At 39.8% G+C, this 15,913-nt stretch carries 9 protein-coding genes; 3 read left to right on the forward strand and 6 right to left on the reverse strand.

Annotated elements, in window-relative coordinates; translation table 11 throughout:
- Positions 1–25: 25 nt before the first annotated feature.
- The 5 genes from gltB to pntA all read right to left on the reverse strand — a co-directional run bounded on the left by gltB (position 26) and on the right by pntA (position 9,422).
- Positions 26–4,492 (reverse strand): glutamate synthase large subunit, encoded by a 4,467-nt coding sequence (gene gltB / locus NYR30_RS08890; RefSeq protein ID WP_066111063.1) that lies wholly within the window; start codon positions 4,490–4,492, stop codon positions 26–28.
- Positions 4,493–4,817: 325 nt separating this feature from the next.
- Positions 4,818–5,414 carry a hypothetical protein gene (locus tag NYR30_RS08895; RefSeq protein ID WP_302500605.1) on the reverse strand — a complete coding sequence of 199 codons (597 nt, stop codon included), beginning with the start codon at positions 5,412–5,414 and terminating at the stop codon, positions 4,818–4,820.
- A gap of 119 nt (positions 5,415–5,533) precedes the next feature.
- Positions 5,534–6,361 (reverse strand): 2,3,4,5-tetrahydropyridine-2,6-dicarboxylate N-succinyltransferase, encoded by an 828-nt coding sequence (gene dapD, locus NYR30_RS08900; protein WP_066111069.1) that lies wholly within the window; start codon positions 6,359–6,361, stop codon positions 5,534–5,536.
- 142 nt (positions 6,362–6,503) lie between these two features.
- The gene (gene pntB / locus NYR30_RS08905; protein ID WP_302500608.1) at positions 6,504–7,877 is read right to left on the reverse strand and encodes a Re/Si-specific NAD(P)(+) transhydrogenase subunit beta; all 1,374 of its coding nucleotides are present in this window, start codon (positions 7,875–7,877) and stop codon (positions 6,504–6,506) included.
- Positions 7,878–7,889: 12 nt separating this feature from the next.
- Positions 7,890–9,422: a Re/Si-specific NAD(P)(+) transhydrogenase subunit alpha gene (pntA, locus tag NYR30_RS08910; RefSeq protein ID WP_302500610.1), complete on the reverse strand. Its 1,533-nt coding sequence runs from the start codon at positions 9,420–9,422 to the stop codon at positions 7,890–7,892.
- Positions 9,423–9,782: 360 nt separating this feature from the next.
- Here pntA and NYR30_RS08915 point away from each other — a divergent pair, with 360 nt between their 5' ends.
- Positions 9,783–12,170: a TonB-dependent receptor gene (locus NYR30_RS08915; RefSeq protein WP_302500614.1), complete on the forward strand. Its 2,388-nt coding sequence runs from the start codon at positions 9,783–9,785 to the stop codon at positions 12,168–12,170.
- 136 nt (positions 12,171–12,306) lie between these two features.
- Positions 12,307–13,341 carry a transposase gene (locus tag NYR30_RS08920; protein WP_302500616.1) on the forward strand — a complete coding sequence of 345 codons (1,035 nt, stop codon included), beginning with the start codon at positions 12,307–12,309 and terminating at the stop codon, positions 13,339–13,341.
- A gap of 220 nt (positions 13,342–13,561) precedes the next feature.
- On the opposite strand, the gene NYR30_RS08925 is transcribed toward NYR30_RS08920, so the two are convergent.
- Positions 13,562–14,530, reverse strand: coding sequence for an IS30 family transposase (locus NYR30_RS08925; RefSeq protein ID WP_302500619.1), 969 nt, complete (start codon positions 14,528–14,530; stop codon positions 13,562–13,564).
- A 191-nt stretch (positions 14,531–14,721) separates the two neighbouring features.
- Here NYR30_RS08925 and tyrS point away from each other — a divergent pair, with 191 nt between their 5' ends.
- Positions 14,722–15,909: a tyrosine--tRNA ligase gene (gene tyrS, locus NYR30_RS08930; protein WP_302500621.1), complete on the forward strand. Its 1,188-nt coding sequence runs from the start codon at positions 14,722–14,724 to the stop codon at positions 15,907–15,909.
- The last annotated feature ends 4 nt before the right edge of the window (positions 15,910–15,913 follow it).

Consider the following 15,913-nt stretch of genomic DNA (forward strand, 5'->3'; position numbering starts at 1 on the left):
TATTAAAAACTAAGGCGATGGAAAATTATTGTGTTACCACACCGAGTTCATTTACTGTACGGCGTTGATGTCCTAATAACGCATTCAGATCATTCGCTTTTGGTTTCACCAATACGAATTTATCGGCATAATCAGCCCAATTATTCAAAATACGTTCTGCTAAAGGACTGTGCGTTTCATCATAATGACGCATCAACAAACCACGTAAATGCTCTTGGTGAGTTGGTAAATCAGTTATCGCTAATCCTTCCACTAATTCTGGATTGATTCTTGTACGGAATTTACCATCTGTATCAAGAACATAAGCGAAACCGCCAGTCATCCCTGCACCAAAATTGATCCCGGTTTTACCTAAAACACAAACTACACCGCCGGTCATATATTCACAACCATTATCACCGATACCTTCTACTACCGCAGTTGCGCCAGAGTTACGTACCGCAAAACGTTCACCAACACGACCAGAAGCAAATAAACTACCGCCAGTTGCACCATATAAACAGGTATTGCCCGCAATTGTAGAATATTCTGGTTGGAAACTTACCCCAGTGTGCGGACGAATAACGATCTTACCGCCAGCCATACCTTTACCAACGTAGTCATTCGCATCACCAGTGAGATATAAATTCACGCCACCAGCTAACCAAACTCCAAAACTTTGTCCAACTGTACCGTTCAAGCGGATATCCACTTTCTTACGAGCATGACCATTATTGCCATATTTATTCGCAATCATACCTGACAAGGTTGCCCCAACAGAACGATCAGTATTATTGACATCAAAGGTTAAATCTAAGTGTTGTTCATCGTTATAATCAAACGCATCACCCACTTCTTGTAATATCGCCTTATTCAATAAACCTTTATCCATTGGTGGATTGCTTTGCGTACAATATCTTGCACTGCCAGCTGGCACTTTCGGTGCATATAATAATTTTGTCAGATCTAAACCACGTTGTTTTGCCGTTTGTCCTTCAATGACACTTAATAAATCGGTTCTACCAATCAGATCAGTTAATTTCTCTACACCTAATTTTGCCAACCATTCACGAACATCTTGTGCAATAAATTTAAAATAATTCATCGCTTTTTCTGGTAAGCCGTGATAGTGCTCATTTCTGAGTTTTTCATCTTGTGTTGCAATACCAGTTGCACAGTTATTTAAATGACAAATTCTTAAATAACGACAACCTAAAGCCACCATTGGTCCTGTACCAAAACCAAAACTCTCAGCCCCTAAAATCGCCGCCTTGATAACATCTAAGCCAGTTTTTAACCCACCATCGACTTGTAAACGAACTTTATGACGAAGGTTATTTTCAACCAATGCTTGTTGTGCTTCGGCTAAACCTAATTCCCAAGGAGAACCTGCATATTTCACGCTAGAGAGCGGACTTGCTCCTGTACCCCCATCATAACCAGCAATGGTGATTAAATCAGCGTATGCTTTCGCTACACCTGTCGCAATCGTGCCAACACCTGGTAAAGACACTAATTTCACTGAGATTAAAGCACGTGGGTTGATCTGTTTAAGATCGAAAATTAATTGTGCTAAATCCTCAATAGAGTAAATATCGTGATGCGGTGGTGGTGAAATTAAGGTTGAACCTGGAACCGCATAACGAAGTTGCGCAATATATGGCGTTACTTTATCACCCGGTAATTGACCACCTTCACCCGGTTTCGCTCCTTGCGCCACTTTGATTTGAATTACGTCTGCACTCATCAAATAAGCAGGTGTTACTCCAAAACGTCCTGAAGCAACTTGTTTAATGCGTGATACTTTTTCTGTACCGTAACGACGAGGATCTTCTCCACCTTCACCAGAGTTAGAGTAGCCACCTAAACGGTTCATTGCAGTTGCTAAGGCTTCGTGAGCTTCTGGACTTAACGCACCAATACTCATTGCAGCAGTATCAAAACGTTTATACAGATTTTCTGCTGGTTCTACTTTTTCAATTGAAATTGCTTTCTGCTGATCTAAATTCAATTTCAACATATCGCGAATTGTCGCAATCGGACGATTATTGACTGTATCTGCATATTTTTGATAAATCTGATAATCGCCACTATTTACCGCTTGTTGTAAATAATTCACCACGTCTGGATTATAAGCATGGTACTCACCATCCGGTTTATATTTGAGGAAACCGCCTGTCGGTAATGCCTGACTTGCACGCCATGCTTGACGTTGTAATTGCTGCATGTCCTGATCCAAATCAGCAAATGATGCACCTTCAATACGGCAAGTAATACGTTTAAAGCAGAGTTCCACAATTTCTTGATTAAAACCAACCGCCTCAAACAAATGCGCACAACGATAAGATGAAATGGTTGAAATTCCCATTTTTGAGATAATTTTGTATAACCCTTTATCAATACCTTTGCGGAAATTCAGTAATACCGTACGTAATGGTTTTTGAATTGCACCACTTGCCACCATTTCACTTAAGCTTTCATAAGCAAGATATGGATAAACCGCCGTTGCCCCTAAACCAAGTAGTACCGCAAAATGGTGTGGGTTACGAGCCGAACCTGTTTCAACAATAATATTCGAGTCACAACGTAAATTTTTCTCTACCAAACGTTGCTGTACTGCGCCAACAGATAATGCTGCTGGAATTGGAATACGTTGTGGTGAAATTTGACGGTCAGATAAAACCACTAATACCGCGCCATTACGTGCCGCTTGTTCCGCTTGTTTTGCAATATCAGCAATCGCTTCTTTCAACGTCATTTGTTGCGGATCATAAGTCGCATCAAGAATTTCATGTTTATAGTATTCTTGTGGCAAGTTTAATAATTGCTGCATATCAGAGTACAGCAATACCGGCGATTTAAAATTAACGCGGTGTGACATCCCTTCTGTTTCAAAGAAGACACTCATTTCCTGACCAATACTAGTATTTAAACTCATTACATGTGCTTCACGTAATGGGTCAATTGGCGGGTTAGTAACTTGCGCAAAATATTGGCGGAAATAGTCATAAATCACACGTGGACGAGTTGATAACACCGCAAAAGGTGTATCATCTCCCATTGAGCCAACAGCTTCCTGTCCATTTTCCCCTAATACTCGTAAGATACTTTCCAACTCTTCTTTGTCGTAAGCGAATTGTTTTTGATAGGTTAATAATTCTTGTGCATCAAACTCCGCCTCTCCCACTTGATCATCTGGTACATTCTCAAATGGTACTAAACGATGCACATTGCGATTTAACCATTCACGATATGGGTGACGCTCTTTGAGCTCTTTATCAATTTCTTGTGAATGAATTAATTTACCATGCTCAGTATCAATTACTAATAACTCACCAGGTCCGATACGTCCTTTTTCAATCACTTCATCAGGAGCATAGTCCCAGATACCCACTTCACTGGCAATAGTAATTAATTTATCTTGCGTAATTACATAACGTGCTGGACGAAGCCCATTACGGTCAAGGTTACAAGCTACATGACGACCATCACTCAATACGATACCAGCCGGACCGTCCCAAGGTTCCATGTGCATTGAGTTAAAGTCATAGAATGCACGTAAATCATCATCCATATCAGGATTATGCTGCCATGCAGGTGGAATAAGTAAACGCATTGCTCGGAATAAATCCATACCACCATTAACAAATAATTCCAGCATATTATCCAAAGAACTAGAGTCAGAACCTGTTTCATTCACAAAAGGCGCAATAGTTTGTAAATCAGGAATTAATGGGGTGTGATATTTATAAGCACGCGCTCTTGCCCATGCTCTGTTACCTGAAATGGTATTAATTTCTCCATTATGTGCTAAATAGCGGAATGGTTGCGCTAATTTCCATTTTGGTAACGTATTAGTTGAGAAACGTTGGTGGAATAAACAAATACCACTTTCCATCCGCAAATCTGCTAAATCTAAATAGAATTTAGGTAAATCTTTAGGAATACATAAGCCTTTATAAATAATAATTTGGCTAGAAAAACTACAAATATAGAAATCTGGGTGATCAATACGATTTTCGATACGACGACGCGCCATAAATAGACGACGTTCCATATCCTTGATACCCCATCCAGCAGGCACATTAACAAAAACTTGTTTAATTGCTGGTAAACTTGCAGCTGCAATTGATCCTAAAACAGATGGATTAATCTCAACATCACGCCATGCTGTAATGGTCAATGTTTCTTTAGTTAATTCTTCTTTAATGATGGCACTATATTGTTCAATTAATGCTGGATCTGTTGGAAAGAAAATTTGCCCCACACCAAAATTTTTGTTTAATTTAAAACCTTGTTCTTCGGCAATAAAATGGAAAAAACGTTTTGGCATTTGTAAATGCAAACCACAGCCATCACCTGTTTTACCATCTGACAATACCGCTCCACGATGTTGCATTCTTGATAATCCCAAAATAGCTGTACGCACAACTTTATGACTCTGCTCACCATCAAGATGTGCTATTAAGCCAAAACCACAGTTCTCCCGAACCTCATCTTTGTTATAAAGCATAATAGATTCCTTAAATGTTGTGTTTATTGTTTTATTATTTATTAGAAGGATTTGAACATACCAAAAAAGGCAAATATTAGTCAAAGCCTTTTTGATGGATTTTACTATTTTTATAATTTTATTAATCTCTATCTTATTTTTATCTCTTTTTCTTACATATCTATCAATAAATGCGCGTTTATTTAGATGAGAATAATTCTCAAATAAATAGAGAAATATGTTTTTTTGAGAAAAAGAAAACCTCATGCCAATAACATGAGGTTTCTCAAGATAAAAAAGAATCTAATCAGTAATAATCTTGATTAAATAATTAATAAGCTGTTAATTATTTAGTTTCGCTTTTTAATTCTTCAGCTTTATCAGCAACTGCTTTTGATGCTTCTTCTACTTTGCTTGCTGCTGCATCTTTCGCTTCAGTCGCGGCTTCTTTTGCTTGATCTACTTTCTCTGCAGTAGCTTCTTTTGCTGCATCAACTTTTTCTGCTGCTGCATCTTTCGCTTCAGCTACTGCTTCTTTCGCTTGATCTACTTTCTCTGCAACAGCTTCTTTTGCAGCATCAACTTTTTCTGCTGCCGCATCTTTCGCTTCAGCTACTGCTTCTTTTGCTTGATCTACTTTCTCTGCAACAGCTTCTTTTGCAGCATCAACTTTTTCTGCTGCCGCTTCTTTTGCTTGATCTACTTTCTCTGCAGTAGCTTCTTTCGCTGCATCAACTTTCTCTGCAGTAGCTTCTTTCGCTGCATCAACTTTCTCTGCAGTAGCTTCTTTCGCTGCATCAACTTTTTCTGCTGCTGCATCTTTTACTTCAGCTGCTGCAGCCTTAGTTTCTGTTGCTGCATTAGTAACAGTTTCTTTATCAAAACAACCTGTTAATGCTAAAGATGTAGTTAAAACTAAAGTTGCTAATAGTGTCTTTTTCATTATGAAATCTCCTTTTTAAAACTTAAATACCCTATTTATCATACACGATTTTGTACGATCTAAAAAAACAGCCTATTTTTCAGATAAAAATAGGCTGAATACCAAACAATCAAATAATATTATTCATCAATTGTTCTTAATAATTCATTGATACCCACTTTTCCGCGTGTCTTAGCATCAACTTTTTTCACGATCACTGCACAATAAAGGCTATGAGTACCATCTTTACTTGGTAAGCTGCCAGAAACAACGACTGAACCAGCAGGTACACGACCATAATGAATTTCTCCTGTTTCACGATCATAAATTTTTGTACTTTGACCGATAAACACGCCCATTGAGATCACTGATCCTTCTTCAACAATCACACCTTCAACAATTTCTGAACGTGCGCCAATAAAACAATTATCTTCAATAATGGTTGGATTGGCTTGTAATGGTTCTAAAACACCACCAATTCCTACTCCACCAGACAAATGCACATTTTTACCAATTTGTGCACAAGAGCCAACAGTTGCCCAAGTATCCACCATAGTACCTTCATCTACGTAAGCACCGATATTGACATAAGATGGCATCAACACTGTATTCTTAGCAATAAATGCACCTTGACGAACGGCTGCCGGAGGAACAACACGAAAACCCTCTTGTTTAAAGCGTGCTTCGTCGTAATCCGCAAATTTCATTGGCACTTTGTCATAATATTTAGTTTCACAACTTTCCATTACCTGATTGTCATTAATACGGAAAGAGAGTAATACTGCTTTTTTCAGCCACTGGTTAACAACCCATTCACCATTAACTTTTTCTGCAACACGGCGTTTACCACTGTCTAAATCCAAAATAACTTGTTCAACAGCAGCCTTTGTTGCCGCATCAACTGTAGTTGGGGTAATTTCTGCGCGTCTTTCAAACGCTTCTTCAATAATTTGTTGTAAGTTTGACATTGTCTTCCCTAAATTAAACACTCAAAAAGGACCATAGTTGTATCACATTTTATTAGCAAGAAAAAGTCAGAAAGCTAAATTCTCGCTGAGATTAAACCATATACTGATAACTAAGGGCTGCATCAGCAGCCCTTAATCTAACTTAGTTTAATGCTTTTAAGATATTGTCCACGCTCTCTTTTGCGTCACCAAATAACATTTGGGTATTTTCTTTAAAGAACAATGGATTCTGTACTCCAGCATAACCAGTATTCATTGAACGTTTGAACACTATAACATTTTGCGCCTTCCAAACTTCTAACACTGGCATACCCGCAATTGGGCTGTTTGGATCATCTTGTGCTGCTGGGTTTACTGTATCATTTGCACCAATGACCAATACTACATCGGTATCAGCGAAATCATCATTGATTTCATCCATTTCTAATACGATGTCATAAGGCACTTTCGCTTCAGCCAATAATACGTTCATATGTCCCGGTAAACGACCAGCAACTGGGTGAATACCAAAACGTACATTTACCCCTTTTTCACGCAATTTTTGCGTAATTTCAGCCACTGGATATTGCGCTTGAGCCACTGCCATACCATATCCTGGAGTAATGATGACAGAACTTGCATTCTTCAACATTTCAGCCACTTCTTCTGCTTTGATCTCACGATGTTCTCCCTGTTCAGCATCACTTGAAGCAACAACATCATTACCGAAACCGCCAGCAATTACACTAATAAATGAACGGTTCATCGCACGACACATAATATAAGACAAGATTGCCCCTGAAGAACCAACCAATGCACCAGTTACAATCAACAAGTCATTGCTTAACATAAAGCCCGCTGCCGCTGCTGCCCAACCAGAATAAGAGTTCAACATTGACACTACTACTGGCATATCTGCTCCACCGATTGAAGCAACAAGATGCCAACCAAACACTAATGCAATAATGGTCATTAATACTAGTGGGAATAATGAGGGTGAATTTAAGAACACTAACATTAATAAGAATGAAACGACTAATGCTAATAAATTCAATTTATGGCGATGCGGTAACATCAATGCTTTAGAATTAAAAATGCCTCGCAATTTACCAAATGCCACAATTGAACCTGTGAAGGTTACGGCACCGATAAATACGCCTAAGAAGACTTCAATATTATGAATATTGACTAAAGTTGGATCGGTTACTTGATGTGAAAGATAACTATTAAAACCAACTAATACCGCTGCTAACCCTACAAAGCTATGCAATAATGCCACTAATTCTGGCATTTCAGTCATTTCAACTTTTAACGCTTTACGGATACCTAAAATTGCCCCAACAATCATTGCGATGATGATCCAAACTTGACCATAGGTATGCGGACCAAAAACCGTAGTAAAGAGTGCAATCCCCATACCAACTATCCCATACCAACAACCTGCTTTGGCGGTTTCGTGTTTAGATAATCCCGCTAAACTCATGATGAATAATACCGCAGCAATAATATAGGCGGCATGTACAAAACTTTCAGACATGATCTATACTCCTTAACCTTTTCTAAACATCGCCAACATACGTTGAGTTACTTTAAACCCACCAAAAATATTGATGCTTGCGACTAAAATAGCGATGAATGCCAAGACACTCACAAGAAAATGTCCATGTCCAATTTGTAACAATGCTCCAACAATAATAATACCGGAAATTGCATTAGTTACTGCCATCAACGGTGTATGTAACGCATGACTTACATTCCAAACTACATAATACCCAACCACACAAGAGAGTACGAAAACGGTAAAGTGTGATAGGAACGCTGCTGGCGCTACAGAAGCAATACACATATACAACACAATTGCTGTCGCAATTAAACCGATCTTACGTGTAGGATTTGCCTTCTTCTCTTCTGCTGGTTCTTCTTGTTTCGCTGCTTTTGGTTTTTGTGGCTGTACAGAAACTTTAATTGGTGGTGCTGGCCAAGTAATTTCGCCATCACGAATAACAGTAACACCACGTTGCACAACATCTTCAAAATCAATATTGATAGTACCATCTTTCTCTTTACACAATAATTTGAGTAAATTCACTAAGTTAGTACCATAAAGTTGTGATGATTGTGTTGGTAAACGGCTCGGTAAATCAGTATAGCCAATGATCTTCACTTGATTTTCAGTGATAACCACTTCATCTGCTTTAGAAAGTTCACAGTTACCACCTGTTGCCGCAGCAAGATCAACAATCACGCTACCCGGTTTCATTGTTGCAACCATTTCTTTAGTAATTAAGCGTGGCGCAGGTTTACCTGGAATCAATGCGGTTGTAATAATGATATCGACTTCTTTTGCTTGTTCTGCATAGAGAGCTAATGCACGACGGTTAAACTCTTCAGACATGACTTTCGCATAACCATCACCGCTACCACCTTCTTCCTGATAATTAATTTCAAGGAATGAAGCACCCATACTTTCCACTTGTTCTTTTACTTCTGGACGAGAGTCAAAAGCACGTACAATTGCTCCAAGACTATTTGCTGCCCCAATTGCTGCTAATCCAGCTACCCCAGCACCAATTACTAATACTTTTGCTGGTGGTACTTTACCTGCTGCTGTAATTTGCCCAGTAAAAAAGCTACCAAATTCATGAGCAGCTTCTACTACAGCACGATAACCAGCGATATTTGCCATCGAGCTTAACGCATCTAATGATTGAGCACGAGAAATACGTGGCACTGCATCCATCGCCAATACATTAATTTTCTTAGCAGAAAGTTTTTGCATTAAATCAGGGCGTTGTGCAGGCCAAAGAAAGCTAATTAGCGTAGCTCCCTCTTTAATCTTAGCAATTTCTTCATCTGTAGGCGGATTTACTTTCAAGATGACATCTGCTTGCCATACATCATCTGTTTGCCCAATCTTTGCTCCTGCTTCTACAAAAGCATGATCTTCAAAACTTGCTCTAAAACCAGCATTTTGCTCAATAATCACATCAAAACCGAGTTTTTTAATTTGTTGCACGGTTTTTGGCGTTGCCGCCACACGACATTCCTTATCGAGCAGTTCTTTAGGTACACCAATTAGCATAATCTATTCCTTAAAATCAGCTCGCAATTAAACACAAGGTAACATGCTTATAGAACATAGCCACCTTACCCAAAAATAAAATCTTACATCTGCATTTTTATGCAGGAAATCAAGTGCTCTAACTGTATCATTAAATTGTATAAAAAAAAGAAATTTTTCGCGTGAAATCGCGAATTTATACTTATGATAAAGATAGCTTACAGCTATAAATAATCATCTTTCTTAACATCTTCATGTAAAAAATTCACAACTGTCACAAATAACTTTTATAATGAAAACAAGAATTATTATTTACAAAAGAATCTATTTTCGTTAACTTCAAAATCTTTTTTTACCAAGGGCTAATTAGAGGTAATTCAGATGATGCACTCCACCCATTTAAGCATTAAGAAAAAGTCTATTTTCTTACTCAGCTTACTCTTTACTAATCTTAGCGTTGCCAGCGATGCAGACAGCATGGAATTAGATGAAATTTCGGTGATTGGCAATATGCAAAACGAAAGCGCTTTGCTCAGCACCAGCATGAACAAAACGTTAGACGGCTTTAAATTAAAACAATGGCAAGCGAACACGCTCGGCGGTACTATTGATAAAATTGCAGGTATTCAAAGCAGCAATTTTGGGCCTAATACCGGCACGCCGGTGATCCGCAGTTTGCAAGGCTCAAGGGTACAGGTGTTAAGCAACAACTTAGCGCTTTCCGATTTATCGGGCATTAGTCCGAATTTGCCGTTACCGATTCAGCCGAATTTAATTCGTTCAATTGAAGTCAAAAAAGCGGGCGCATCCATTTTATATGGCGGACGCGCGGTGGGCGGCTCGGTCAATATTTATGATGGGCGCATTCCACGAGAACCGGTTGATTCTGCGCTAAAAGGCAGCGCTGAAATTAAAACGGGTTATAACAGCGGCAATAATCAATTTATTAGCCTAGACGGCGGCAAAGGCAAAAAATTTGCTTGGCATCTTGATGCGTCAAATTACTATATTCCGTATTACCGCATCCCTGGCAATGCGAAATTTAAAGGCTGCACCGATCCGAATATGATTTATACCACCGGCAAATATGCGGGCGTTGACTCCACCTTAGCGAATTTATGCCAAGTGCGTGCCTCCATGAAACAAGTCGAAAATCCTGCCTATTTCCGCTATATCAACGCCAGCTATGATCCAAGCGATAGTGAAGATGTGCCTTATACCAACCGTGAATACAATTATGCGCTTGGCAGCAAAAACCCTGCAAATCCAGCCTATGTTGCCGGCAGCTCGTATTACATTAGCACGCCGCAGCCAATTGAAGATCGCACGCCGAATCAAAAAGGGCGCATTCCGAATAGCCATTTGAAACGGCAGCAGGTGGCAGTTGGCGCCAGCTATTTCTTTGATAACGGCTATATGGGGTTAGGCTTTAAGCATTTTAATACCGATTATGGCGTGCCAGGTTTTGCATCGTTAAGCACCAAAACAGGCGTGAACAATGCGTTTAACCCGATCAATATTAACGTAAATGAAAATAAATTTACCCTTGATACAGGGATCTACACGCAGAAAAAATGGCTTTCAAAAGCGCTATTGCAAGCGTCCACCGCTAATACGCACAATGGTGAATTTATCGGTGATGTGTTATCGAGCCAGTTAAAAAATCAATCGCAAAATGTGCGTTTAACCACAGAACATGAATTCTGGAAACTCAACGGCAGTTTAGGCGCAGAATATAAGCATCAAAAAATTACCGGATCCGGTGCCGATCGCTATATGCCGCATGTTAATTCCAATCAATATGCGCTGTTTTTAATCGAAAGATTGGATTTAAGCCCCGTTATTTTAGAAGCAGGCGGACGCCTTGAGCATGTGAAATATGAGGCTGATCTCAATAATTACACGCCATCTCGCCGCTATCGCGCAGAAGGTTATGGCAAATCACGCCATTTTGCGCTGAAAAATGGTTTTCTTGGCGCTACTTGGCAGCTAACCGATAATTTTATGTTGATTGCCAACTACACACGCACTGAACGTGCGCCAGAGGCAAATGAGCTGTATGCCTCCAACACGCATTTTGCGATTTGGGCGGTGGAATTAGGCGATTCTAATTTAAATAAAGAAGTATCAACGCACCTTGAGTTCGGTTTGAACTATGAAAATCAAGGCTTTTCGCTCTCAGCTTCATGGTATCAAATGAAATTTAAAGACTACACCTATCTCAGCCTTTCCAGCTCAGGTGAAGGCAGCGATTATAATTTCAGCATTCCAATTCGCTATTGGCGGCAAGATGATAACCTTGTGCACGGCATTGAGTTAGAAACGGCTTACAATTGGTATGATCGTTTCAATAATCAATGGAATGTGCGTTTATTCGGCGATCATGTGATCAATAAACCAACCAACAAAGACACGCAACGTTCTCGTTATGCCGGCAACTATTTGCCAGGGTTGCCAACCGATCGGATCGGGGTTGGCTTAGAATGGGCAAAAGGCAATTGGAAATTTGGCAGCTCTGCCACCTATTACTTTAAGCAAAAAAATCGCGGCAATTATTTTATTAATTCACAAGAGCCGGAAATGCCAGCTTATACGCTAGTTGATGCGTTATTAAGCTACAGCCATGCGCTTGGCAAGCAAAACTTAGAGGTGTATTTAGATGGGCGAAACTTACTCAATCAAGATGCGCGACCATATAATTCACCGATTAAATACCTTGCGCCACTGCCTGGTCGTTCAGTGACACTCGGCATGAAAGTCGATTTTTAATGAAAAAAATTAAAAATTTCTCAGACTCCTGGCAAACCTCTAGACATACCTCTAGAGGTTTGATCTAATAGGCACATCGAAAAAAGGAAATGCCTATGCTCAAAAATACTCCCTCTCTCTCCAATATGAAATCGAGATGATAAGTCTCGAACAACTCGTACCGAAAGACCACCTTGTCCGTAAAGTCGCTAAAGCCATCGATTTTGAATTCATTCGTGATGAAGTGGTGCATCTCTATTGCCATGACAACGGTCGCCCCGCAGTTGACCCAGTTCGTTTGTTCAAGATAATGTTACTCGGCTATCTTTTTGGCATTAAAAGCGAACGCCAGTTGGTAAAAAAGATTGAAGTCAACGTAGCTTACCGTTGGTTTTTGGGGATGAGCCTCACGGAAAAAGTGATAGATGCCAGTACCTTAAGCCAAAACCGTCTTCGCCGTTTTAATGGTACGGCGGTGTTTGAGCGTATTTTTACCCACATCGTTTGGCAAACGATAGAAAAAGGCTTGGTGGGAGGTAAATATCTGTTTACCGACAGCACCCACTTGAAAGCCAGTGCCAATAAAAACAAAAAGCATAATGAAAAGCGAGCAGTTCGAGTGAGCCAATATATCGCTATGCTCAACGAAGATGTGGCAAAAGAGAGGGAAGCAAAAGGAAAAAAGCCGTTAAAGGCGAGTGAGAAAGCCGTCGAAGTCAAAGACAGCTACACTTGTCCCGCAGGGCAATCACTTATTTACAGCACCACCACCCGAGAAGGTTATCACCCTTACAAATCCAACCCGACCTACTGCCAAACTTGCCCACTACGTTCACAGTGTACCCAAAACCAAAAAGCCGAACGCCTCATCACCAGGCATATCTACCAAGATGCTGTGGATAACGCCAATGCAGTGAGAGTATCGATGCAGGGCAGAAAACTTTACCAACGCCGAGCTGAAACCGTAGAGCGCAGCTTTGCGGAGGCAAAACAACATCACGGACATCGCTATGCTCGTTATAGAGGATTATCCAACGTGCAAATGCAATGCTTCCTTGCGGCAATGGCACAAAATATCAAGAAAATTGCCCTGGTAGTATGGGCTTTTTTGTCTTATTTATGGCGCCAATTTTGCTTGTTTGAGGTATGGGTAAAACAATCAGAGAAAATAACCGCTTGCACCGTTATCTGAAAGGAAAAGCAAGAGAAAAGCGACAAAGTAAAAAAAAACAAACCCACTTTTATCAAATGATTTTGGAAAGGTGGGTTTGTCAGCGGTCTGAAAAATTAAAAATTTTCTTATTGATTTCAAGAATCATTATCATTTATAATACTTTCCATAACATTTTTGATAATCACTCCAACACTTTGGCCTCTTCCCCACAAAAGAGGCTTTTTTTTGCCTTGAATTGTCAAACCAAGTGCAACACTTTATCAAAATAGACCTCATAAGGTGTCTTCCAATTTAAACATTTGCGTGGTCGGTAATTAAGTTTATCGACCGCCGCCTGTATCTTCACTTCTGAAACGGGCGTTATATCCATGCCTTTCGGAAAATACTGTCGCAATAACCCATTAGCGTTTTCATTTGTTCCCCGCTGCCAAGGCTGATGTGGCGGAGGAAAATAAAATTCAACTTCAAGCGCTGATGTCACCTGCTGATGTTTGGCAAATTCTTTTCCTCTATCGGGCGTAATGCTCTTGAGGGGTTGATTTCTCAATACTGTTTCCATCGCCTTAACCACGTCTTCCGCTTTTTTTGAAGATAACTTCGTCGCAATTAGAAAGCGACTGCGTCTATCATTCAACGTCAGCAAGCAGGCTTTGCCAAACTGCCCTGATACCGTATCCGCTTCCCAATCCCCCAAGCGACTTCGTTCATTGGCTTCCTGTGGGCGTTGGTTTAACTCGTGGCTAATAATAATTTTGCCTCGTTTTTCTACACTATTCGCACGATGACGCCGCTTGCCTTTATGACGCAGATAGCGTTTCGCGGTTTTACGCGCGTTATCAAACAGGCAGTCATTTATCGCCCGATAGATTGTCGTAAAACTAATTTGATATGGGCTGTTCTCGTGCTTTAACCGTTGTGAAATCTGCTCGGGCGACCAGTTATCCACAATGAACTTCTGCTTTACCAACTCAAAGAGGGCGGCGTTTTTTAGCTTCTTATTCGGCTTACACTTCGCTCGTTTCTGCTGATAACGTTGTTGAGCCCACTGGGCAGTATAGCAGCACCTTGAGCAACGTTTTAACTCTCTTGAAATCGTGGATTTATGTCGTTTGAGTGTAACGGCAATAGCGCTAATCGTGTGTCCCAATGCGTGAAAAATCATTATCTTTTCACGCTCATCTATTGTAAGATGGCGATAAGTGTTCATAAGTTTTTGTCCTTAATTTTTTCGAAAAATAAATTATAGCGGATTTCCTTATGAACACTTTTTTTATTTGTTGCACTTAGATTGTAAATTCAAGGCATAAAATTCAGTAAATCGCTGCTGCTTGCTTTCCATTTAACGAATAATCCTTATAATGAAAGGGGTTTTGTCTTTGATTAATGTAGGAACTAATTATGAATGATATAAATAAAGTACTCGCTGAGCTCAAGCGAGGTGTTGATGAAGTTCTATCTGAAGAAGATCTTATTGAAAAACTTAAAGAAAATCGTCCTTTAAAAATTAAACTTGGTGCTGACCCGACTGCGCCAGATATTCACCTTGGTCACACTGTTGTTTTAAACAAATTACGTCAATTCCAACAACTTGGTCATGAAGTTTACTTTTTAATTGGTGATTTCACTGGTATGGTTGGTGATCCATCTGGTAAAAATAGCACTCGCCCACCATTAACTCGTGAAGATGTCTTGCGCAATGCAGAAACCTATAAACAACAAATTTATAAAATCTTAGATCCTGAGAAAACCCACGTTGTGTTTAATTCTTCATGGTTAGGTGAGCTTGGCACTGAAGGGATGATCCGTTTAGCTTCTCAATATACTGTCGCTCGTATGTTAGAACGTGATGATTTCAAAAAACGTTTTGCTAATCATCAATCTATTGCTATTCACGAATTTATTTATCCATTATTACAAGGTTATGATTCAGTTGCATTAGAAGCAGATGTTGAATTAGGTGGTACTGACCAAAAATTCAACCTTTTAGTGGGTCGTGAATTACAAAAAGCACGAGGCTTAAAACCACAAGTTGCAATGACATTACCGCTATTAGAAGGTCTTGATGGCGAGAAAAAAATGTCAAAATCATTAGGTAACTACATCGGTATTTCCGAATTACCTGATGAAATGTTTGGCAAAGTGATGTCGATTTCTGACGACCTAATGTGGCGTTGGTACGACCTCCTTTCATTCCGTTCATTAGAAGATATTGCCAACTTAAAACAGCAAGTTGCTGACGGTCGCAATCCGCGTGATGTGAAAATTTTATTGGCAAAAGAATTAATTGAACGTTTCCACGATCAAGCAGCTGCTGATGCCGCAGAACAGACCTTTATTGAGCGTTTCCAAAAAGGGGCAATGCCTGATGAAATGCCAGAGTTCACTTTTGAAGGCGAATTACCAATTGCTAACTTATTAAAAGAAGCAAATTTAGTTGCTTCAACATCAGAAGCATTACGTATGATTAAACAAGGTGGCGTTAAAATTGATGGTGAAAAATTAGATGACGCTAAACTTGTTGTTGCCGCTTCTACAGCCGTATATCAAGTTGGTAAACGTAAATTTGCTAAAGTCACTGTGAAATAAATTT

Source organism: Gallibacterium salpingitidis, assembly GCF_030517105.1.
Taxonomy (GTDB): domain Bacteria; phylum Pseudomonadota; class Gammaproteobacteria; order Enterobacterales; family Pasteurellaceae; genus Gallibacterium; species Gallibacterium salpingitidis.

Bases quoted from the DNA above. Each gene is read 5' to 3' on its own strand.
- dapD (WP_066111069.1), bottom strand. From the start codon at position 6,361: ATGTCAAACTTACAACAAATTATTGAAGAAGCGTTTGAAAGACGCGCA.
- NYR30_RS08920 (WP_302500616.1), top strand. From the start codon at position 12,307: ATGATAAGTCTCGAACAACTCGTACCGAAAGACCACCTTGTCCGTAAA.
- pntB (WP_302500608.1), bottom strand. From the start codon at position 7,877: ATGTCTGAAAGTTTTGTACATGCCGCCTATATTATTGCTGCGGTATTA.
- NYR30_RS08925 (WP_302500619.1), bottom strand. From the start codon at position 14,530: ATGAACACTTATCGCCATCTTACAATAGATGAGCGTGAAAAGATAATG.
- NYR30_RS08895 (WP_302500605.1), bottom strand. From the start codon at position 5,414: ATGAAAAAGACACTATTAGCAACTTTAGTTTTAACTACATCTTTAGCA.
- NYR30_RS08915 (WP_302500614.1), top strand. From the start codon at position 9,783: ATGATGCACTCCACCCATTTAAGCATTAAGAAAAAGTCTATTTTCTTA.
- tyrS (WP_302500621.1), top strand. From the start codon at position 14,722: ATGAATGATATAAATAAAGTACTCGCTGAGCTCAAGCGAGGTGTTGAT.
- gltB (WP_066111063.1), bottom strand. From the start codon at position 4,492: ATGCTTTATAACAAAGATGAGGTTCGGGAGAACTGTGGTTTTGGCTTA.
- pntA (WP_302500610.1), bottom strand. From the start codon at position 9,422: ATGCTAATTGGTGTACCTAAAGAACTGCTCGATAAGGAATGTCGTGTG.